This is a genomic window from Streptomyces sp. NBC_00193 (assembly GCF_026342735.1).
Taxonomy (GTDB): Bacteria; Actinomycetota; Actinomycetes; order Streptomycetales; family Streptomycetaceae; genus Streptomyces; species Streptomyces stoeckheimensis.
The window spans coordinates 1,947,669-1,965,678 of record NZ_JAPEMM010000001.1; the positions used below are offsets into that span (position 1 = coordinate 1,947,669).

General features: G+C 69.8%; 20 protein-coding genes. 7 read left to right on the forward strand and 13 right to left on the reverse strand.

Features of this window, described 5'->3' with window-relative positions:
* Window positions 1-30: 30 nt before the first annotated feature.
* The 7 genes from OG898_RS08235 to rfbB all read right to left on the reverse strand — a co-directional run bounded on the left by OG898_RS08235 (window position 31) and on the right by rfbB (window position 7,271).
* Window positions 31-1,845: a hypothetical protein gene (locus OG898_RS08235; protein WP_266955881.1), complete on the reverse strand. Its 1,815-nt coding sequence runs from the start codon at window positions 1,843-1,845 to the stop codon at window positions 31-33.
* A gap of 39 nt (window positions 1,846-1,884) precedes the next feature.
* The gene (locus tag OG898_RS08240) at window positions 1,885-2,784 is read right to left on the reverse strand and encodes a glycosyltransferase family 2 protein (RefSeq protein ID WP_266955883.1); all 900 of its coding nucleotides are present in this window, start codon (window positions 2,782-2,784) and stop codon (window positions 1,885-1,887) included.
* Between the two features lie 9 nt (window positions 2,785-2,793).
* Window positions 2,794-3,243 (reverse strand): DUF2304 domain-containing protein, encoded by a 450-nt coding sequence (locus OG898_RS08245; RefSeq protein ID WP_266955885.1) that lies wholly within the window; start codon window positions 3,241-3,243, stop codon window positions 2,794-2,796.
* On the reverse strand, window positions 3,240-3,929 hold the full coding sequence (locus OG898_RS08250) for a glycosyltransferase family 2 protein (RefSeq protein ID WP_266955887.1): 690 nt from the start codon (window positions 3,927-3,929) through the stop codon (window positions 3,240-3,242). Before OG898_RS08250 ends, OG898_RS08245 begins: the two co-directional genes overlap by 4 nt.
* Window positions 3,930-3,997: 68 nt before the next feature.
* Window positions 3,998-5,329 (reverse strand): lipopolysaccharide biosynthesis protein, encoded by a 1,332-nt coding sequence (locus OG898_RS08255; protein WP_266955889.1) that lies wholly within the window; start codon window positions 5,327-5,329, stop codon window positions 3,998-4,000.
* Complete coding sequence (rfbD, locus tag OG898_RS08260; RefSeq protein ID WP_266960129.1) at window positions 5,326-6,261, reverse strand: dTDP-4-dehydrorhamnose reductase; 936 nt, start codon at window positions 6,259-6,261, stop codon at window positions 5,326-5,328. Before rfbD ends, OG898_RS08255 begins: the two co-directional genes overlap by 4 nt.
* 32 nt (window positions 6,262-6,293) lie before the next feature.
* The gene (gene rfbB, locus OG898_RS08265; RefSeq protein ID WP_266955891.1) at window positions 6,294-7,271 is read right to left on the reverse strand and encodes a dTDP-glucose 4,6-dehydratase; all 978 of its coding nucleotides are present in this window, start codon (window positions 7,269-7,271) and stop codon (window positions 6,294-6,296) included.
* A gap of 104 nt (window positions 7,272-7,375) precedes the next feature.
* Here rfbB and rfbA point away from each other — a divergent pair, with 104 nt between their 5' ends.
* Window positions 7,376-8,251: a glucose-1-phosphate thymidylyltransferase RfbA gene (gene rfbA, locus OG898_RS08270; RefSeq protein ID WP_266955893.1), complete on the forward strand. Its 876-nt coding sequence runs from the start codon at window positions 7,376-7,378 to the stop codon at window positions 8,249-8,251.
* Window positions 8,248-8,847 (forward strand): dTDP-4-dehydrorhamnose 3,5-epimerase, encoded by a 600-nt coding sequence (gene rfbC, locus OG898_RS08275; protein WP_266955895.1) that lies wholly within the window; start codon window positions 8,248-8,250, stop codon window positions 8,845-8,847. Before rfbA ends, rfbC begins: the two co-directional genes overlap by 4 nt.
* A gap of 226 nt (window positions 8,848-9,073) precedes the next feature.
* Here rfbC and tuf read toward each other — a convergent pair whose 3' ends face one another.
* The 5 genes from tuf to OG898_RS08300 form a co-directional block, all read right to left on the reverse strand.
* The gene (gene tuf, locus OG898_RS08280) at window positions 9,074-10,267 is read right to left on the reverse strand and encodes an elongation factor Tu (protein WP_266912806.1); all 1,194 of its coding nucleotides are present in this window, start codon (window positions 10,265-10,267) and stop codon (window positions 9,074-9,076) included.
* A 148-nt stretch (window positions 10,268-10,415) separates the two neighbouring features.
* Window positions 10,416-12,545: an elongation factor G gene (fusA, locus tag OG898_RS08285; protein WP_250754683.1), complete on the reverse strand. Its 2,130-nt coding sequence runs from the start codon at window positions 12,543-12,545 to the stop codon at window positions 10,416-10,418.
* A 39-nt stretch (window positions 12,546-12,584) separates the two neighbouring features.
* On the reverse strand, window positions 12,585-13,055 hold the full coding sequence (rpsG, locus tag OG898_RS08290) for a 30S ribosomal protein S7 (RefSeq protein ID WP_215023410.1): 471 nt from the start codon (window positions 13,053-13,055) through the stop codon (window positions 12,585-12,587).
* A gap of 3 nt (window positions 13,056-13,058) precedes the next feature.
* Window positions 13,059-13,430, reverse strand: coding sequence for a 30S ribosomal protein S12 (rpsL, locus tag OG898_RS08295; protein ID WP_007265893.1), 372 nt, complete (start codon window positions 13,428-13,430; stop codon window positions 13,059-13,061).
* Between the two features lie 405 nt (window positions 13,431-13,835).
* On the reverse strand, window positions 13,836-14,306 hold the full coding sequence (locus OG898_RS08300; RefSeq protein WP_266955898.1) for a helix-turn-helix transcriptional regulator: 471 nt from the start codon (window positions 14,304-14,306) through the stop codon (window positions 13,836-13,838).
* Window positions 14,307-14,547: 241 nt separating this feature from the next.
* On the opposite strand from OG898_RS08300, the gene OG898_RS08305 reads away from it, so the two are divergent.
* From OG898_RS08305 to OG898_RS08315, 3 genes are all read left to right on the forward strand, one after another.
* Window positions 14,548-14,817 carry a WhiB family transcriptional regulator gene (locus tag OG898_RS08305; protein WP_250754687.1) on the forward strand — a complete coding sequence of 90 codons (270 nt, stop codon included), beginning with the start codon at window positions 14,548-14,550 and terminating at the stop codon, window positions 14,815-14,817.
* Window positions 14,814-15,542, forward strand: coding sequence for a hypothetical protein (locus OG898_RS08310; protein WP_250754689.1), 729 nt, complete (start codon window positions 14,814-14,816; stop codon window positions 15,540-15,542). Before OG898_RS08305 ends, OG898_RS08310 begins: the two co-directional genes overlap by 4 nt.
* Before the next feature lie 74 nt (window positions 15,543-15,616).
* The gene (locus OG898_RS08315) at window positions 15,617-15,799 is read left to right on the forward strand and encodes a hypothetical protein (RefSeq protein ID WP_250754729.1); all 183 of its coding nucleotides are present in this window, start codon (window positions 15,617-15,619) and stop codon (window positions 15,797-15,799) included.
* Window positions 15,800-15,871: 72 nt separating this feature from the next.
* Here the strand turns inward: OG898_RS08315 and OG898_RS08320 are convergent, their stop codons facing one another.
* Window positions 15,872-16,489, reverse strand: coding sequence for an ankyrin repeat domain-containing protein (locus tag OG898_RS08320; RefSeq protein ID WP_266955900.1), 618 nt, complete (start codon window positions 16,487-16,489; stop codon window positions 15,872-15,874).
* A 294-nt stretch (window positions 16,490-16,783) separates the two neighbouring features.
* On the opposite strand from OG898_RS08320, the gene OG898_RS08325 reads away from it, so the two are divergent.
* The gene (locus OG898_RS08325) at window positions 16,784-17,191 is read left to right on the forward strand and encodes a hypothetical protein (protein WP_266955902.1); all 408 of its coding nucleotides are present in this window, start codon (window positions 16,784-16,786) and stop codon (window positions 17,189-17,191) included.
* Window positions 17,192-17,331: 140 nt separating this feature from the next.
* Entirely contained in the window at window positions 17,332-17,934 is a 603-nt protein-coding gene (locus OG898_RS08330; RefSeq protein ID WP_250754696.1) for a phage tail protein, read from the forward strand.
* Window positions 17,935-18,010: the final 76 nt, after the last annotated feature.

Genomic DNA, 18,010 nt, shown 5'->3' on the forward strand with positions numbered 1-18,010 from the left:
CAGGCGTACGGGACGAGGCGGGCGGGGGCCTCAGCGGTGGCGCCAGAGAACCCATTCGTGCAGCGTGTTCACCTTGGCCACGTACCAGCCCTTGGGGGCGTTCGGCCAGGAGTCCTCCGGCTTGGCGTCCTTCGAGGTCAGACGCAGTACGGCCGCGTCCGCCGTGGCCGGCGGCCGGTCGCCGTGCTCCAGGTCCCTCGTCCAGACCCGGCCCTCGTACACCTCGTACGCCTGGGCCATCCGCAGACCCCAGTCGACGTCCTCGTCCATCACCAGGTTCTCCCCCGGCTTGAGCTCCGCGGACTGGGTGAAGCCGGTGGCGAGGTACTTGCGGATCTTGCGGTGCGGCTCGGCCACGTTCGAGGTGACCGTGGTCGTCGCGTACGTGGCGAACAGGGCCAGCGACACCGCGACGGCCCAGACCACCCGGCGTCCGCCGGCCAGCCGGAACATCACGCAGGCGGCGAGCACCAGCAGAGCACCGGCGATGGTCCGCCACATGTGCAGCTTCGTCCACTCCGAGGCCAGGAACAGCGCGTCCGGCATGGCCCACGGGATGATCCAGCGTGCGTAGAGGCCCTTGCCGACCACCATGATCACGAACTCGGCGGTGACCGCGGTGAACACCACCGCGCTCAGCACCAGCCGCAGCAGGGCTCCGGTCCGGGCGCGCCACAGCGCGGCGACGCCGACCACGAAGAACGCGGGCACGAGCACGGCCAGGTACCGGGCGTAGACCCAGTTGTCGATCCGCTTGTCCCCGGGCAGTCCGGCCGCCGCCGCGAGCGCGATCCCGAACAGCAGGGCGACCATGGCGAAGGAGACCACCCGCGAGGCGCGGGTGAAGCGGGGGCTGAACACCGCGAACACGCACAGGGCGAGCGCGATCGCGCCGAAGCCCCAGGAGGAGACCGAGAAGTACCAGAGCTGGCCGATCGTGCGGGTCACCGTGCGGCGCAGCAGCTCGGGCTCCACGAGGTTGTCCATCACCTGCGTGCCGACCGAGCTCGGCGGGGTGTCCTTGAACTGCGCCTCCAGCCAGCCGGCGAGGAGTTTGGCGCCCAGCACGGAGACGGCGAGGCCGCCCCAGGCGGCGAGCGTGGAGCGCAGCGGCGCCCACTTGAAGACCAGTGCGCCCAGGAACACCAGCGCGGTGATGGCCACGACCACGCCGCCGCGGTCGTGCACCGCCATGGAGTAGCCGGCCAGCAGGCCGGCCCCCGCTCCGTACCAGGTGCGGCGGCGCGGCTCGCCGTCGCTGAGCCAGCCGTGCAGGGTGATCAGCCAGCCGAGGAGGACCACCGGGAGCACGGTGTCGGACATCGCGAACTCGGAGTAGAAGACCACGGGCGGCATCAGCGCGGCCGCCGTGGCGATCAGGAACGAGAGCCCCCTGGGCAGGTCGAGCCTGCGCAGGGCCACGTAGGCCAGGGGGAAGACCAGCGCGTTGAGCAGCGTGTTGATGCCCATGACCAGCTGGTACGCGGTGACCGGGTCGTTCGCGATGCGCAGGGCCGGGGAGAGCAGCAGCGGGTAGCCGCCGGGGATGACCGAGCCGACCGGCATCTCGGTCGTCGGCCGCCCCGCGAGCACCCGGGCCAGGACCAGGTACGAGGGCTCGTCCGCGTGGACCGAGGGGTAGCTGTTGCCCCACACCAGGGAGAGCCGGAACAGCACCTGCGTCAGGTACCCGGTGACCAGCGCCGCGGGCCAGAACCAGCGCCGGCGCAGAGCGGAGTCCCGCAGGGCGAGCAGCCGCCCGGTCCCGGCGGGCGGCCCGCTCCGGTCAGGGGCGGACGCGTCCCTCGCTCCGGCCGCGTCCATCGTTTCGGTTCCCGACTGCACCCCTGGCACTTCCTGTTCTGGTCGGACTGCCGGGCAGGCTCAGCTCTGCCCGGTGGTGAAGGCGTGCCGGGCCAGGTTCTTGGCACCCTCACGGTTCCCGCGGCGCAGCGCCCCGGGGAGCATCGTGATCGCGTGGAAGCGGGAGGCACTGTGGATGCGGGCGGCGCGGGCGGCCTTGGGCCAGCCGCGGGCGTCCATCCGGTCGGCGACCGCCTCGAAGTAGCGTGCCTGCTCGGTGAAGCGGGTGCCGGTGAAGGCCTGGACCGAGGACTCGCTGACGGCGTGCCGGCGGTACTGGAAGACGGTGGCCGAGGCGTCGATCACCATCGCCTCGCCGAGTTCGAGCAGGTCGACCACGAGCGCGAGGTCCTGGACCACCGAGTACTCGGACTGGAAGTTCACCTTGCGCAGGGCGTCGCCGCGCCAGGCGATGGACGGGAAGTACAGCCAGTTCCCGCGCAGCACGCTGACGGCGAGCTCCTCGCCCGCCATCGTGCGGTTGCCCTTGACCTGCGGGGCGTAGAGCCTGCGCTTGACGTTGTCGGCGAGACCGGCGGTGACCCGGCCCTCGCCGTCGATGACCTCGACGCCGGGCTGGATCATGCCGATGCCCGGCTGGGCCTCGGCCAGGCCCCGTACGGTCTTCAGGTAGTCCGGGTGGAGCACGTCGTCGCAGCCCATGATGACGACGTAGTCGGCCTCGGAGAGGCGCACGCACTTCTTGAAGTTCTCGTTGATGCCGAGGTTCTGCTCGTTGCGGGTGTACTCGACCCGCTCGTCGCCGAGCTCCGCGAACCAGCCGGGTACGTCCGGCTCCTTGCCGTCGTCGATCACGACGAGCCGGAAGTCCGGGTCCGTCTGCGCCAGGATGCTGCGGACCGCGTCCTGCATCAGCCGGACGTCCCCGTAGTAGGGGAGCATGAAGTCGAAGGTCACCACGGTGATTCCTCAGGCCTTGACGGAGTCTGCGGGTTCGGTGGCCGGTGCCTCGGGCTCGACCGGGGCCACGGGCTCGACCGGGGCGGGCTGACGGACGGCGTCCGGGCCGAGGCGCTCGTCGTTGTGGCGCGCGCCCTCGCTGAGGGCCACCGTCCGGGCCAGGTCGGTGATCTTCTTCTCGAGCGAGCGGAAGCGCAGGAAGGTGTTGAGCGTGAGGAAGCCCATGGCCAGGACCATCACGTACAGCACCAGGTCGGTGCCGCGGCCGACGCCGAGCTGGTGGGCCAGCCAGGTCACGTCGGTGGGCCGCAGGACGGCGTACACGTTGACGAGGACGAACACCGAGAAGGCGATGCGCTTCCAGGCACGGGTCTTCGCCTGGTCCCAGTTGCGTATGAACATGAGGGCCAGCGAGACGGAGCCCAGGATGAGCACCAGCTGGATCCAGAAGTACTTCATCGGCGGCCACGCTCCCGCAGGGTGATGTCGAAGAGGATGTTGACGCCGTTGATCAGGGACTGACCCTTGGCGCGCGAGTACTCGGTGTAGAGGATGTCCACGGGGACCTCGACGACGCGCAGTCCGGAGCCGGCCAGGTAGCCGACGATCTCGGAGGCGTGGGCCATGCCGTTGTGCGTGATCTGCACCTGCTCCGCCGCCGCGCGGCCCAGGACGCGCAGACCGTTGTGCGCGTCGGTGAGGTTGAGCTTGCGGGCGGTCGGGCTGACGGCCGCGGCCGTGCGCAGCACGACCCGCTTGATCCACGGCACCTGGCCGTTCTGCTCGATGAAGCGGGAGCCGAGCACCACGTCGGCCTCGTCGGCGCGCAGGACGGCGACCATCTTCTCGACGTCGTGGGTCTGGTGCTGGCCGTCGGCGTCGAACGTGGCGAAGTAGCGGGCTCCCGGCTGGGAGAGGGCGTACTTCAGGCCGGTCTGCAGGGCTGCGCCCTGGCCGAGGTTGACCGGGTGCTGCACCAGGTGGGCACCGGTGGAGGCGATGTGCTTCGCGGAGTCGTCCGAGCTGCCGTCGTCGACGACGACTATGTTCGGAAAGGTCTTGCGCGCTCCCTCGACGACATCGGCGATCACCTGGCCCTCGTTATAGGCCGGTATGACCAGCCAGACATCGTCGTATTGGGACACGGTAGCTCCAGCGGAATGTGGCACATACGAGTGCTCGGGGATCTGTGGGACTTCGGAGGCGGGCACGGTCACTTCCCGGCTGCGCCGGCGCCCAGCGGGCTCGCGACGTCCGTCCGCCCGGGAGCGTCGCCGGCTCCCGGAACGGCTTCCGGGAACTTCAGTCTCAGCGCTGTCAGCATAGCGACGACGGTGGCGACGGAGCCGAGAGCATAGGCCAGGATCACACGCAGAGCCACGTCACCGGGGGCGAAGGTGACGCCGACCAGTACGGCGGTACCGATGGCCCAGCAGAGCAGCTGCAGGTTGTGTCGCTTGAATACCATCAGCGCCTGACCGAGCACCATCGCGAACATGTACGCCACGGTTCCGGCGGACAACAGGAAGAAGTCGAAGCAGCCCAGGGCCGGCTTGGCGCCGAAGAGCACGCCGATCAGCCAGGGGCCGAGCACGGTGGCGGGGATGCCGCCGAGCAGGCCGAGCGCGCCGACGACCATGCCGATCCGGCGCAGCATGGCCGAGAAGGCGGCCCGGTCGCCGGCCTGGAAGGCGGCGCTGAGCCCGTTGAGCAGGGAGGCCTGGAGCGAGCCGAAGACGAAGAGCGGTACCCGGGCCAGGACCAGGGCGTTCAGCAGGGCCGCGATCAGCACGCTGTCCGTGGGCGCGAGCAGCTTGGTGCTCATCACGGCGGCGTTGACCACGACCTGGGACAGCAGGGTCGAGCAGATCAGCAGGCCCAGCCCGGAGGTCAGCTCGCGCCAGGCGATCTCCTCGCCGGGCTCGACGACGCGCAGCAGCGCGGGCAGCGTGACCAGGGCGGCGATGATCGGCGCCAGCGCCAGTACGAGGCTGAAGGCGAGCGCGGAGTCCGGTAGGACCACGGCGCAGCCGAAGGCGAGCACGATGCGCAGCCCGCCGTCGATGGCGAGCTGGGTGCCGTACGCGCCGAACCGGCCGAGGCCGGCCAGTACCCCGCGGGTGAGGTAGCAGACGGCCATGCCGGTGAAGGCACCGCCGAGGGCCGCCACCAGGGCCCGGTCCCCATGGAACAGCAGGTCCGCGAGGGGGCCGGCGGCGATGGTGAGGACGAGCAGGGTCGCGCCGAGGATCGCCGCGGTGAGCAGGGTGGCCCGGCGCAGGACGGGGGCCGCCCCGTGCCCGTCGACCGCGCGGGCGGCGACGATCCGGGTGAGCTCCTGCTCGATGGGGAAGAAGATGCCGAGCCCGATGGCCATCACGATCGTCCACAGCACCGAGACGTTCGCCATGGCTTCCGTGGACAGGCTGTGGCCGGCCACGCCGAGGTGGACGTACGAGGCCGCCCCGAGCACGACGGTGCCGCCGGCCACCGCGACGGTGCCCGGCGGCAGGGCCGCGCTGATCTTGCTCAGCAGGCTCTTCATCCCGAGCTGCCGTTCCTGTCCGCGCCCTCGGGCGCTGCGAAGGCGGGCAGTGCCAGGGCCGCTGCCAGCTGCTCGCTCCAGTCGGCGAGCGGGGGCAGGCCGGCCTCGGCCCAGCGGTCGTGCGCGAGCACGCTGAACGCCGGCCGGACGGCGGGGCGCACGAACGCGGAGGAGTCGGTGGGCCGGATCCGCTCGGGGTCCAGGCCGCTCAGCCGGTAGGTCTCGCGGGCCAGCCCGAACCAGGTGGTCCGGCCGCTCGCGGTGCCGTGGTAGACCCCGCCGGGGGCGCGGCCCGCCAGGGCGGCCTGCCCGAGCTCGACGAGGCGGCCGGCCAGCGCGTAGGACCAGGTGGGCTGGCCGTGCTGGTCGTCGACCACGTCGAGGGTGTCCCGCTGGGCGGCGAGCTTGAGCATGGTGGCGACGAAGTTCGGGCCGTGCTCGCCGTACAGCCAGGCGGTGCGGACCACGTAGCCGTGCTGCGGCAGCAGTTCGGCCACGGCCTGCTCGCCGACCAGCTTGGAGCGGCCGTACGCGTTGACCGGGCCGGTCGCGGAGTCCTCGGCGTACGGCTGCTCGGCGTCGCCGGGCAGCACGTAGTCGGTGGAGACGTGCAGGAGGCGGGCTCCGGCCGCGGCGCAGGCCTCGGCCAGGACGCGTACGCCGGTGCCGTTGACGGCGGTGGCGGCCTCTTCGGCGCTCTCCGCACCGTCGACGTCGGTCCAGGCGGCGCAGTTCACGACCACGGCGGCACCCTCGACGGCGGCCCGGACGGCTGCCGGGTCGGTGATGTCGAGGTCGGTGCGGCCCAGGCCCGTCGCGGCGATGCCGGCGTCCTTGAGGACGGCCAGGACGTCCTGGCCGAGCATGCCGGCGGCGCCGGTGACGACCCAGCGGGCGCCCGCGGTGCCGTTCGTGCCGTCGGTGCCTTCAATACCGTTGTTGCTCTTGCTCACGTCCGCGGCGGTCACTTCTGCAGCGCTGCCTTGGCCTTCAGGGGCTCCCACCAGGCGCGGTTCTCGCGGTACCAGGCGATGGTCGACGCGATGCCTTCCTCGAAGGTGACCTGCGGGGCGTAGCCGAGCTCCGAGCCGATCTTGCTGATGTCGATGGAGTAGCGCAGGTCGTGGCCCTTGCGGTCCTCGACGCGCTCGACCATCTCCCAGCCCAGGCCCGCGGCCTCCAGCAGGACGCCGGTGAGCTCCTTGTTGGTGAGCTCGACGCCGCCGCCGATGTTGTAGACCTCGCCGCCGCGGCCCTTGCGCATGGCCAGGTCGATGCCGCGGCAGTGGTCGGAGACGTGCAGCCAGTCGCGCACGTTGCCGCCGTTGCCGTACAGCGGGACCTTCTTGCCGTCCATCAGGTTGGAGACGAACAGCGGGATGACCTTCTCCGGGAACTGGTAGTGCCCGTAGTTGTTGGAGCAGCGGGTGACCACGACGTCCATGCCGTGCGTGCGGGCGTAGGCCAGCGCGAGCAGGTCGGAGGAGGCCTTCGAGGCGGAGTACGGGGAGTTGGGCACCAGCGGCCACTCCTCGGTCCAGGAGCCCTCGCTGATCGAGCCGTAGACCTCGTCGGTGGAGATGTGGACGAAGCGGCCGACGCCGTGCTTGCGGGCGGCGTCCAGGAGGACCTGGGTGCCCACCACGTTGGTCATCACGAAGGGGCCCGCGCCGGCGATCGAGCGGTCCACGTGGGACTCGGCTGCGAAGTGCACGACGACGTCGTGGCCGGGCATCACCTGGTCGACGGCCTCGGCGTCGCAGATGTCACCCTTGACGAACGAGTAGCCGGCGTGGCCGGCGACCGGTGCGAGGTTGGCTTCGACGCCGGAATACGTCAGCTTGTCGAAGACGGTGATCTGGGCCGTGGGGTCCGAACCGAGCTGCTGGCGGACGAATTCTGAACCGATGAAGCCGGCGCCGCCGGTCACAAGGATGCGCATAATACAAACAGTCTAGCCGCTCGCCTACTCCGCCACGGCCGCCCGCCCGCTCCCGCCCGGGCCCGGACGGCGCGCCTCCGCCGGTCTCGCATAGGGTTGTGCCCATGCGTGGAATTCTCTTGGCCGGCGGCACCGGATCCCGACTCTGGCCGCTGACGCGGGCAGTGTCGAAGCAGCTGCTGCCCGTCTTCGACAAGCCGATGATCTACTACCCGCTCTCGACGCTGGTCATGGCCGGGATCAGCGAGATCCTCGTCATCACCACCCCGGAGGACCGCGACCAGTTCGAGCGTCTGCTCGGCGACGGTTCGCAGTTCGGCATCCGGCTGGAGTACGCCGTCCAGGAGCGCCCCGAGGGCATCGCCCAGGCCTTCGTGCTCGGCGCCGACTTCATCGGTGACGACTCCGTCGCCCTGATCCTCGGCGACAACATCTTCCACGGCAGCGGCCTCGGCACCCGCCTGGCGGAGCACACCGACTCCAAGGGCGGCCGGGTCTTCGCGTACCCGGTGGCGGACCCGACGGCGTACGGCGTGGTCGAGTTCGACGAGAACGGCCAGGCCATCTCCATCGAGGAGAAGCCGGCCCAGCCCAAGTCCCGTTACGCCGTGCCCGGCCTGTACTTCTACGACAACCGCGTCGTGGAGATCGCCCGCGGCCTGAAGCCCAGCGCCCGCGGCGAGCTGGAGATCACCGCCGTCAACGACGCGTACCTCCAGGCCGGTGAGCTGAATGTCACCATCCTCGACCGCGGTACCGCCTGGCTGGACACCGGCACCTTCGTCTCGATGGTGCAGGCCTCGGAGTTCGTGCGCGTGATCGAGGAGCGCCAGGGCTTCAAGATCGGCTGCATCGAGGAAGCCGCCTGGCGTGCGGGTCTCATCGACTCCGCGCAGCTGCGCGCGCTGGCCGAACCGCTGGTCAAGAGTGGTTACGGCGACTACCTGATCGGTCTGCTGGAAGAGGAGGCCGCACGATGAAGTTCCGCGAACTCTCCATCGAGGGCGTTTTCGAGATAACGCCCCAGCAGCACGGTGACCCGCGCGGCATGTTCATGGAGTGGTACCGCTTCGACCACCTCGCCGAGGTCGTCGGGCACCCGCTGAACCTGGCGCAGGCCAACCTCTCGGTCTCCCAGCGCGGCGTGGTCCGCGGCATCCACTTCGCCGACGTCCCGCGCGGCCAGGCCAAGTACGTCACCTGCGTGCGCGGCGCCGTGCTGGACATCATCGTGGACATCCGGGTCGGCTCCCCGACCTTCGGCCGCTGGGAAGGCGTCCGGCTGGACGACGTGGACCGCCGCGCCGTCTACCTCCCCGAGGGCATGGGCCACGGCTTCTGCGCGCTCACCGACGACGCCACCCTGTCCTACCTCTGCTCGGAGACGTACAACCCGACGGGTGAGCACTCGGTCCACCCGCTCGACCCCGACCTGGGCATCGACTGGCCGGCCGACGTCCCGCTGCTGTCCGCCCGTGACGACGCGGCCCCCTCGCTGGCCGACGCCGCCGCGTCCGGCCTGCTGCCGGACTACGCCGCCTGCATGGAGTTCACGGAGTCCCTGCGGGTGAAGTGACCGCCGCGCACGGAGCGACGTGAGCGAAGAGGGCCGCACCCCCCGGGGGTGCGGCCCTCTTCGCATGCCCGCCCGCGGCGCGCAGGCCCGTACGACGGCATGCAGGTTCGTACGACGGAAGGCCCGTACGACGAAGGGCCCCTCCCCCGTCGCGTGAACGACGGGGAAGGGGCCCTCCTGTCAAACATGGTGCTCGATCGAACGAGCTACCAGGTCAGAACACGAATTACTTCGTGATCTTGGTGACCTGGCCGGCGCCCACGGTACGACCACCCTCACGGATGGCGAACTTGAGGCCCTCCTCCATGGCGACCGGCTGGATCAGCGCGACCGTCATCTCGGTGTTGTCGCCCGGCATGACCATCTCCGTGCCGGCCGGCAGGGTGACAACACCCGTGACGTCGGTGGTACGGAAGTAGAACTGCGGACGGTAGTTGTTGAAGAAGGGGGTGTGACGGCCACCCTCGTCCTTCGACAGGATGTAGGCCTGGGCCTCGAACTCGGTGTGCGGGGTGACCGAACCGGGCTTGATGATGACCTGGCCGCGCTCGACGTCCTCGCGCTTGATGCCACGGAGGAGCAGACCGACGTTCTCGCCCGCCTGGCCCTCGTCGAGCAGCTTGCGGAACATCTCGATACCGGTGACCGTGGTGGTGGTCTTGGTCTCCTTGATACCGATGATGTCGACGGTCTCGTTGACCTTCAGGACACCACGCTCGATACGGCCGGTGACGACGGTACCGCGACCGGTGATCGTGAAGACGTCCTCGACGGGCATGAGGAACGGCAGCTCGGTGTCACGCGGCGGGGTCGGGATCGCCTCGTCGACGGCAGCCATGAGGCCGAGAAGCTTCTCGCCCCACTCCTTGTCGCCCTCGAGCGCCTTCAGCGCGGAGACGCGGACGACCGGAAGGTCGTCGCCCGGGAACTCGTAGTCGGAGAGGAGCTCACGAACCTCGAGCTCGACGAGCTCCAGGATCTCCTCGTCGTCCACCATGTCGGCCTTGTTCAGGGCGACGACGATGTACGGAACGCCGACCTGGCGGGCCAGGAGCACGTGCTCCTTGGTCTGCGGCATCGGGCCGTCGGTGGCGGCGACCACGAGGATGGCACCGTCCATCTGCGCGGCACCGGTGATCATGTTCTTGATGTAGTCCGCGTGACCCGGGCAGTCGACGTGGGCGTAGTGACGCGCCTCGGTCTGGTACTCGACGTGCGCGATGGAGATGGTGATACCGCGCTGGCGCTCCTCAGGAGCCTTGTCGATCTGGTCGAAGGCCGAGGCCTCGTTCAGGTCCGGGTACGCGTCGTGCAGCACCTTGGTAATGGCGGCCGTGAGGGTCGTCTTACCGTGGTCAATGTGACCGATGGTGCCGATGTTGACGTGCGGCTTAGTCCGCTCGAACTTCGCCTTCGCCACGGGGTCCTCCTGGAGAGTGGTTCTGTACGCCTTACTCATCGGCGCCAGGTGATCTTTGCTGGAAAGCCGGTTCCCCGGGGCAACGGGAGGGTTACTCCTGTTGCCCCAGAGGCTCCGGTGACAAGCCTAAAGCGTGTACTCGGAAGAGTTACTCGCCCTTGGCCTTCGCGATGATCTCCTCAGCGACGTTCCGGGGAACCTCGGCGTAGGAGTCGAACTGCATCGAGTAGCTGGCGCGACCCGAGGTCTTGCTGCGGAGGTCTCCGACGTAGCCGAACATCTCCGAGAGGGGCACGAGGCCCTTCACGAGGCGAGCGCCGTGACGCTCCTCCATGGCCTGGATCTGGCCACGGCGGGAGTTGATGTCACCGATGACGTCACCCATGGACTCCTCCGGCGTGGTGACCTCGACGGCCATCATCGGCTCGAGGAGCACGGGAGAAGCCTTGCGCGCGGCCTCCTTGAAGGCCTGCGAACCGGCGATCTTGAAGGCGAGCTCGGAGGAGTCGACCTCGTGGTAGCCACCGTCGAGAAGGATGACGCGGACGCCAGTCATCTCGTAGCCGGCGAGGATGCCGAACTTCATGGCTTCCTGCGCACCCGCGTCGACCGAGGGGATGTACTCCCTCGGGATGCGGCCACCGGTGACCTTGTTCACGAACTCGTACGCCGGACCGTCGGCCTCGAGGATCGGCTCGATCGCGATCTGCACCTTGGCGAACTGACCGGTACCACCGGTCTGCTTCTTGTGGGTGTAGTCGTGACGCTCCACCGTCTGGCGGATCGTCTCGCGGTAAGCGACCTGCGGCTTGCCGACGTTGGCCTCGACCTTGAACTCGCGCTTCATACGGTCGACCAGCACCTCGAGGTGCAGCTCGCCCATACCACCGAGGATGGTCTGGCCGGTCTCTTCGTCCGAGTGAACGTGGAAGGAGGGGTCCTCCTCCGCGAGAGACTGGATGGCGACACCCAGCTTCTCCTGGTCACCCTTGGACTTGGGCTCGATGGCGACCTGAATGACCGGGGCCGGGAAGTCCATGGACTCCAGGATGACCGGGTTCTTGTCGTCACACAGCGTCTCACCGGTGGTGGTCTGCTTCAGGCCCATGACGGCGACGATGTCACCGGCGCCCACCGCTTCGATCTCTTCACGCTTGTTCGCGTGCATGCGGTAGATCTTGCCGATGCGCTCCTTCTTGCCCTTGACGGAGTTCAGCACCGAGGTGCCGGCCTCCAGGCGGCCCGAGTAAACCCGGACGAAGGTGAGCTTACCGAGGTGCGGGTCGCGCATGATCTTGAACGCGAGCGCCGCGAGGGGCTCGTCGTCCGAGGGCTGGCGCTTCACGACGACCTCGGCGTCCCGGACGTCGTGGCCTTCGATGGCCTCGATGTCCAGGGGCGACGGGAGGTAGCGGACGACGGCGTCGAGCAGGGGCTGAACACCCTTGTTCTTGAACGCCGTGCCACAGAACACCGCGGTGACGGTGGCACCCTTGTCGCCCTTGGAGCCGATGATGATGCGACGGACAGCGTCGTGCAGCTGCTCGACGGTGGGCTCGACGCCCTCCAGGAACAGCTCCATGATCTGGTCGTCGTTCTCGGCGACGGTCTCGACGAGCTTCGCACGCCACTCTTCAGCGGCTTCGGTGTGCGTGGCCGGGATGTCGACGATGTCGTACATCTCGCCCTTGGTCGCCTCGGCGGACCAGACGAACGCCTTCATGGTGACCAGGTCGACAACGCCCTGGAAGTCCATCTCGGCACCGATGGGGAGCTGCATGACGATCGGAACCGCACCGAGGCGGTCCTTGATCATGTCGACGCAGCGGTGGAACTCGGCGCCCGTGCGGTCCAGCTTGTTGACGAAGCAGATGCGCGGAACGCCGTAGCGGTCCGCCTGACGCCAAACGGTCTCGGACTGCGGCTCCACACCGGCGACACCGTCGAACACGGTGACGGCACCGTCGAGGACGCGGAGCGAACGCTCCACCTCGACCGTGAAGTCCACGTGACCCGGGGTGTCGATGATGTTGATGGTGTGGTCGACGTCTTCGAGCGGCCAGTGGCAGGTCGTCGCGGCAGACGTGATCGTGATGCCGCGCTCCTGCTCCTGCTCCATCCAGTCCATCGTGGCAGCGCCGTCGTGGACTTCACCGATCTTGTAAGACACACCGGTGTAGAACAGGATGCGCTCGGTGGTGGTCGTCTTGCCCGCGTCGATGTGAGCCATGATGCCGATGTTGCGCACCTTGGCCAGGTCAAGCGAAGTGGTAGCCATATCGGCTCAGTCTTCTCTCGGTCTCGATGTGGGTTGGGACTACCAGCGGTAGTGCGCGAAGGCCTTGTTGGACTCGGCCATCTTGTGCGTGTCCTCACGCTTCTTGACGGCAGCGCCAAGACCGTTCGACGCGTCGAGCAGCTCGTTCATGAGGCGCTCGGTCATCGTCTTCTCGCGGCGGGCGCGGGAGTAACCCACGAGCCAGCGCAGCGCGAGGGTCGACTGACGACCCGGCTTGACCTCGATCGGCACCTGGTAGGTGGCGCCACCGACACGGCGGGACTTGACCTCAAGCGACGGCTTGACGTTCTCCAGCGCGCGCTTCAGCGTGATGACCGGGTCGTTGCCGGTCTTCTCGCGGAGGCCTTCCATGGCGCCGTAAACGATGCGCTCGGCGGTGGAGCGCTTGCCGTTCAGGAGGATCTTGTTGATGAGCGACGTCACCAGAGGAGATGCGTAGACCGGGTCGATGATGACCGGGCGCTTCGGGGCGGGGCCCTTACGAGGCATTTTTTACTTCTCCTTCTTGGCGCCGTAGCGGCTGCGGGCCTGCTTGCGGTTCTTGACAGCCTGGGTGTCAAGCGCACCGCGGATGATCTTGTAACGAACACCCGGCAGGTCCTTCACACGGCCACCACGCACGAGCACGATGGAGTGCTCCTGCAGGTTGTGTCCCTCACCCGGAATGTAAGCGGTGACCTCGATGCCAGAGGTCAGACGCACACGCGCGACCTTACGCAGCGCCGAGTTCGGCTTCTTCGGGGTGGTCGTGAACACTCGCGTGCAGACGCCGCGACGCTGGGGCGAAGCCTCAAGCGCGGGGGTCTTTGTCTTCTCGACCTTGTCCTGCCGGCCCTTACGGACCAGCTGCTGGATCGTAGGCACTACTTCTCCGGTTTCTGTGTGCCGTGTAGTGAAGCTAACCTGGAACATTTGCCGACCCACGCGGTCGGGTGTGTCGGATCCGGCGGACCTCCACGCAAGCGTGGAAACGCATGAATCGCGGTGGCTGATTACGGCTCAAGTGCGGTTGATGGACACGCACAGGAGCCCAGGCACACCCCAGGCACAAGGTCTGAGCGTACCCACCGCATCCACTCCGGTCAAAACAAAAGCCCCAGCCCCGGCAGCCCGAAGGGCCCTCCGGCCAGTCGCCACAAGGCCGAGGCCGGGATGCAGTCCCTCCGACGTGCGGCCGTGGTGCACGTGTGCTACGCGGAGGCCGCCGCCCCTCCCCGCCGGCGGCGGCTTCCGGCCGGGCGCGGGGTCATTCCGCGGCGGTTCCCGCGGTCACTCGCGCGCGGTGCGGCGGCCCTCGGCGGGCTGCTCGGGGGCGGCGGGCGCGGCCGAGGCCGTCCCTTCGCCCTCGGCGGGCTCCAGGAACTGGCTCACCACCTTGACGAACACCGCGCGGCGCTCCTCCGGCACCCCGAGCCAGCGCGCGAAGTCCTCGATGGCGGGCCGCTGCCCGCCGGCCGGCAGCGGGAGCGGCGCCAGCGGCAGCTCCTCCGGGCTGACCCGGCCGGAGCGGATCAGCATGTCCCGCACGGAGACCCCGAGGAACGGAGCCATGCGCCGCATCGTTTCGAGGTCGGGCATGCTCTGCCGCTGCAGCAGCCGGGTCACCGCCGCGCGGTGCACACCGGCCTCGTCGGCGATCCGGGACTTGCCTCCGCCGCGCGGGCTGTCGATGTCGTAGCCGCGCTGCCGCATCAGGTCTTCCACCCAGGCCGCGAACGCGTCCAATTCGCGAGTGCTCATGTGTCGCTCCTCAGTCCACCCCATGGGGAACTCACCCTAGCGTGCTTGCGCGCACAGAATCAGACCTTACACAGGGCATACGGGATACCCTCACAAGATTCTTAATTGCGCGCTCGCGCGCAACATGTCAGAGTGGCGGCCACGCCCCACCTGCCACACCGATCACGTCTTCTCCCGCGGTCACGGCAGCACCGAGCACCCGCACCCCGTCACCGCCCAGCTCCTCAGTCATGGAGTCGCCATGCCCTTCCGCTCCCCGCCGCCCCGCCCCCACGCAGTCCCGTGGCAGTCCGCCGCCGCCTGCGCCGCCCTCTCCCCGGCCGTGGTCTTCGCCCGCCGGGCCAAGGACGCCGCGCCCGCGCTGCGTGCCTGCGCCGTCTGCACGGTCCACACCGAGTGCGAGGAGGCCGTCGCCCCGGCCGAGAGCCGGTTCGACGGGGTCTGCGGCGGCCGGCTGTGGCGCAACGGCATTCCCTCCGCCGTCCCCCAGCTCTCCGGGAGCCCCTCGTGACCGCCCGCGCCGCCGATGACAGCGCCCTCTGGATCGCCGCACTGATCCGCCAGTTCCCGGAGCTCGCCCGCGAGCTGGCGCCCGGGCGCTCCGGCCCCTTCGACTCGCACGCCTCGTACGGCGGGCGTCCCCCGGAGCCGCCGCGACCGGCGGCCGAGGCACGGATGCGCGAGGAGAAGCGGGAGGCCCTCCTGCTCCAGCAGCGCCACGGGCTGACCGTGCCCGGGTACGGCGCCGCCCCCATCCGCCTGCACGTCTCCGACACGATCCGGGACATCACCGACGGCGTGGTCGAACTGGAGGAGGCGGCCTGCGCCCGGCTGGGGGTCCCCCGCCCGAGCGCCGCCGGCGTACCGGTGCGGCTGCGCCGCATCGCCGCGCTGCTGGAGCAGATCGGGGCGCACCCCGTGCTGGCCCGGCACGTACGGGACGAGCTGCGCCGGATGGCCCGCCGCTGCGCCCGCGCCCTCGGGGACACCGAGCAGGTGGTCCGGGTGGCCGGCCGGTGCCCGTGGTGCGACTCCGTGTCCCTGCGCGCCTTCCCCGACCGGCGGGCGGTGCTGTGCGTGAACCCGGCCTGCCGCTGCACCGACGAGGAGTGCGGCTGCCGCGACGACCCCGCTTACCGCCACCTGTGGCCCGAGGGCGAGTGGGCCCCCCTGGCCGCCGCCGCGGGGTGCCGTACGGACGAACTCGACGCCGCGATGGAAGGCACCGCCCCGTGACCCCTGCACCCTCCGCCTCTTCCTCCTCCCCGTCCGCCCCCTCCTCTCCCTTCGTCCCCTCTTCCCGTGTCCCGCTGCTTCCCGCGCTGGTCCCGGGTCCGCTGGCCGCCCGGGAGGCGGGGGTCGCCCCGGCCACGATCCGCAAGTGGGTCCAGCTCGGGCGGCTCGCGGCGGCGGGGCGGGCCGGGCGGGCGCAGCTGTTCCGGCTGGAGGACGTGTTCGCCGCCGAGCGGGCCGCCAGCCGCCGGCCCGCCTGACCTGTCCGTTCCACCCGCGCGCCGGTGCCCGGCCTCCTTCACGGAGGCCGGGCACCGGCGCTTTCGCGTGCGTCAGGCCTTGGGCCACTCGGGGTGGAGGGAGGCGTGCATGATGCTGAAGAGGGGCCTGTACACCGCCTCGTCCTCGGGCGACTGCTTCCCGCGGCGGTACGCCGCGCTCAGTGCGTACTCCGTCGGTTTCGCGCCGCGGCGCAGCAGCCAGCGCGCCATCCGCCACTTCCCGCCGACGAGCGCGAGCTCCAGCGCCGTGCGGTCCCGCATCACGACGTCGATGTCATGGCCGCGGTCGAGGAACTGCACCACGAGGTGCGGGTAACCCTCGTCCCCGCTGGTCGCCGCCACCGGCAGCGGCGCCAGGCCGTACTCGCCCTGGGGGCCCACGGGGGCGCCGGCGTCGAGCAGGATCCCGACCACCTCGGCGTCGGGGTACATCGCCGCCATGAGCATCGGCGTCAGATCCTCGTACTCACCGGCCTCGCCGCCCGGATCCGCCCCCGCGGCGAGGAGCAGCCGTACGGTCTCCGCCCGCCCGGCGCGCACCGCGAGCTCCAGAGGGGTGCGCCGGTCCGTGTTCCGGGCGTCCGCCTCGGCTCCCCCGGCGAGGAGTCGTGCCACGGTGGCCGCGTCGCCGTCCTGCGCCGCCTTCGCCAGCTGATCCGGTAGGTCCATGCCCACATGATCACCGGCCCTGCCTGAACTCGGGCCGATATCGGGCTGATCCAGGGCTGGTCCAGGGCCGACCTCGTACGGATCTCAGGCCGATCCCGCACGGTCGGCCAGGCGGATTCCCGGTTTAGTTGCGCGCGCGCACGCACCATGTCACAGTTGGCGCAGCGGCAGAGCTGCGCCCGACGGGAACGCCGGGAAGACGGCCGCCGCTCCGCGTCGGGCGGTGTCCGCCCCGCCCCCGTCCGGGCACCGCCCGACAGCCCCCTTCCACCCATCAGCCCGAGGTGAATCGTCGTGACCACTCCCCCGAGTGCCTTCCCCGACGTCGAGGCCCTGGTCGTCGACGTCCTCCAAGCTGATCCCGCCCTGTCCACCGCCGTCGTCGCCGTCAGCCCGCCCGCCGGATTCGACGGCACCCAGCGGGCCGTCATGGTCAACCGGCGCGGCGGCGCCTGGACCGGCGACCTGCACGTGGACATGCCGCTGATCGAGTTCGAGGTGTACGGGCCCACCAAGGCCGCCGCGCACACGCTGGCCAACGCCGCCCGGCGGGCCCTGCTCGCCGCGCTCGGCAAGACGTACGGCTCGAACACCTTCACCGACGTCGTCGAGCACGACGGACCGCGCTGGCTCCCGGACTACCTCTACCGGGGCGCCAACCGCTACGTCTGCGTCATCGAGGTGTCCCTCAGCGTCTTCTGACGCACCGGCCGGCGGGCGCGCTCCCGCGCCCCGGCCCCACAGACGAAGGCCCTGCCGTCCGGCGGGGCCTTCGCCGTACCCGGCCCCGGAGAGATCCGGGGTCCGGAGCGGCAGCCCTCTATATAAGGAGAAGCATCACCATGGCAGGAAACTCGTCCGAGATCCGCGTAGCCGGCAACGGTCGCCTCTTCGTCGCCGCTGCCGGCACGGCGCTGCCGACCGCCTTCACCGGTAAGCCGGACATCGACTGGGGCGCCAGCTGGAAGGACCTCGGCTTCACCACCGCCGACGGCGTCACCTTCTCCAAGAAGGACAAGCTGGAGCCGGTCGACTCGTGGCAGGCCGTCAGCCCGGTCCACTTCACGTACTCCGACCGGGACCTGAGCATCAAGTTCTCGATGCTCCAGTTCAACGAGCTGACGCTGCCGTTCTTCATGGGCGGCGGCGCGGTGGCCGACGAGGCGACCCCGTCCAACGGCATCTACCGCTACGACATCGCGGACTCCCCGAAGTCGGACGCCCGCGCCCTCGGCCTGGAGTTCACCGACACCAAGGCCTCCGACGGCTCGGTCGTGACCTACCGCTTCTACATCCCGCGCGGCCAGGTCACCGCCTCCGACGACATCAAGCTGGCCCGCAAGTCGGCTTCCACGCTGGGCATCACCTTCACCGCCCTCACCACGGGCGACGACAAGCCGCTGGCGAGCTTCGTCATGAAGGACAGCGCGTACTCGCTCGTCTGACCGGCCGACAGGCCCTGACGGGGGCGGGGCGGCCGCAGGGCCTCCCCGCCCCCACCCCTCACGACTTCCCTTCACC

Bases quoted from the DNA above. Each gene is read 5' to 3' on its own strand.
- OG898_RS08305 (WP_250754687.1), top strand. From the start codon at position 14,548: ATGCCCTTCCGCTCCCCGCCGCCCCGCCCCCACGCAGTCCCGTGGCAG.
- OG898_RS08300 (WP_266955898.1), bottom strand. From the start codon at position 14,306: ATGAGCACTCGCGAATTGGACGCGTTCGCGGCCTGGGTGGAAGACCTG.
- OG898_RS08255 (WP_266955889.1), bottom strand. From the start codon at position 5,329: ATGAAGAGCCTGCTGAGCAAGATCAGCGCGGCCCTGCCGCCGGGCACC.
- OG898_RS08245 (WP_266955885.1), bottom strand. From the start codon at position 3,243: ATGAAGTACTTCTGGATCCAGCTGGTGCTCATCCTGGGCTCCGTCTCG.
- OG898_RS08320 (WP_266955900.1), bottom strand. From the start codon at position 16,489: ATGGACCTACCGGATCAGCTGGCGAAGGCGGCGCAGGACGGCGACGCG.
- rfbB (WP_266955891.1), bottom strand. From the start codon at position 7,271: ATGCGCATCCTTGTGACCGGCGGCGCCGGCTTCATCGGTTCAGAATTC.
- rfbC (WP_266955895.1), top strand. From the start codon at position 8,248: ATGAAGTTCCGCGAACTCTCCATCGAGGGCGTTTTCGAGATAACGCCC.
- OG898_RS08330 (WP_250754696.1), top strand. From the start codon at position 17,332: ATGGCAGGAAACTCGTCCGAGATCCGCGTAGCCGGCAACGGTCGCCTC.
- rpsG (WP_215023410.1), bottom strand. From the start codon at position 13,055: ATGCCTCGTAAGGGCCCCGCCCCGAAGCGCCCGGTCATCATCGACCCG.
- rfbA (WP_266955893.1), top strand. From the start codon at position 7,376: ATGCGTGGAATTCTCTTGGCCGGCGGCACCGGATCCCGACTCTGGCCG.
- fusA (WP_250754683.1), bottom strand. From the start codon at position 12,545: ATGGCTACCACTTCGCTTGACCTGGCCAAGGTGCGCAACATCGGCATC.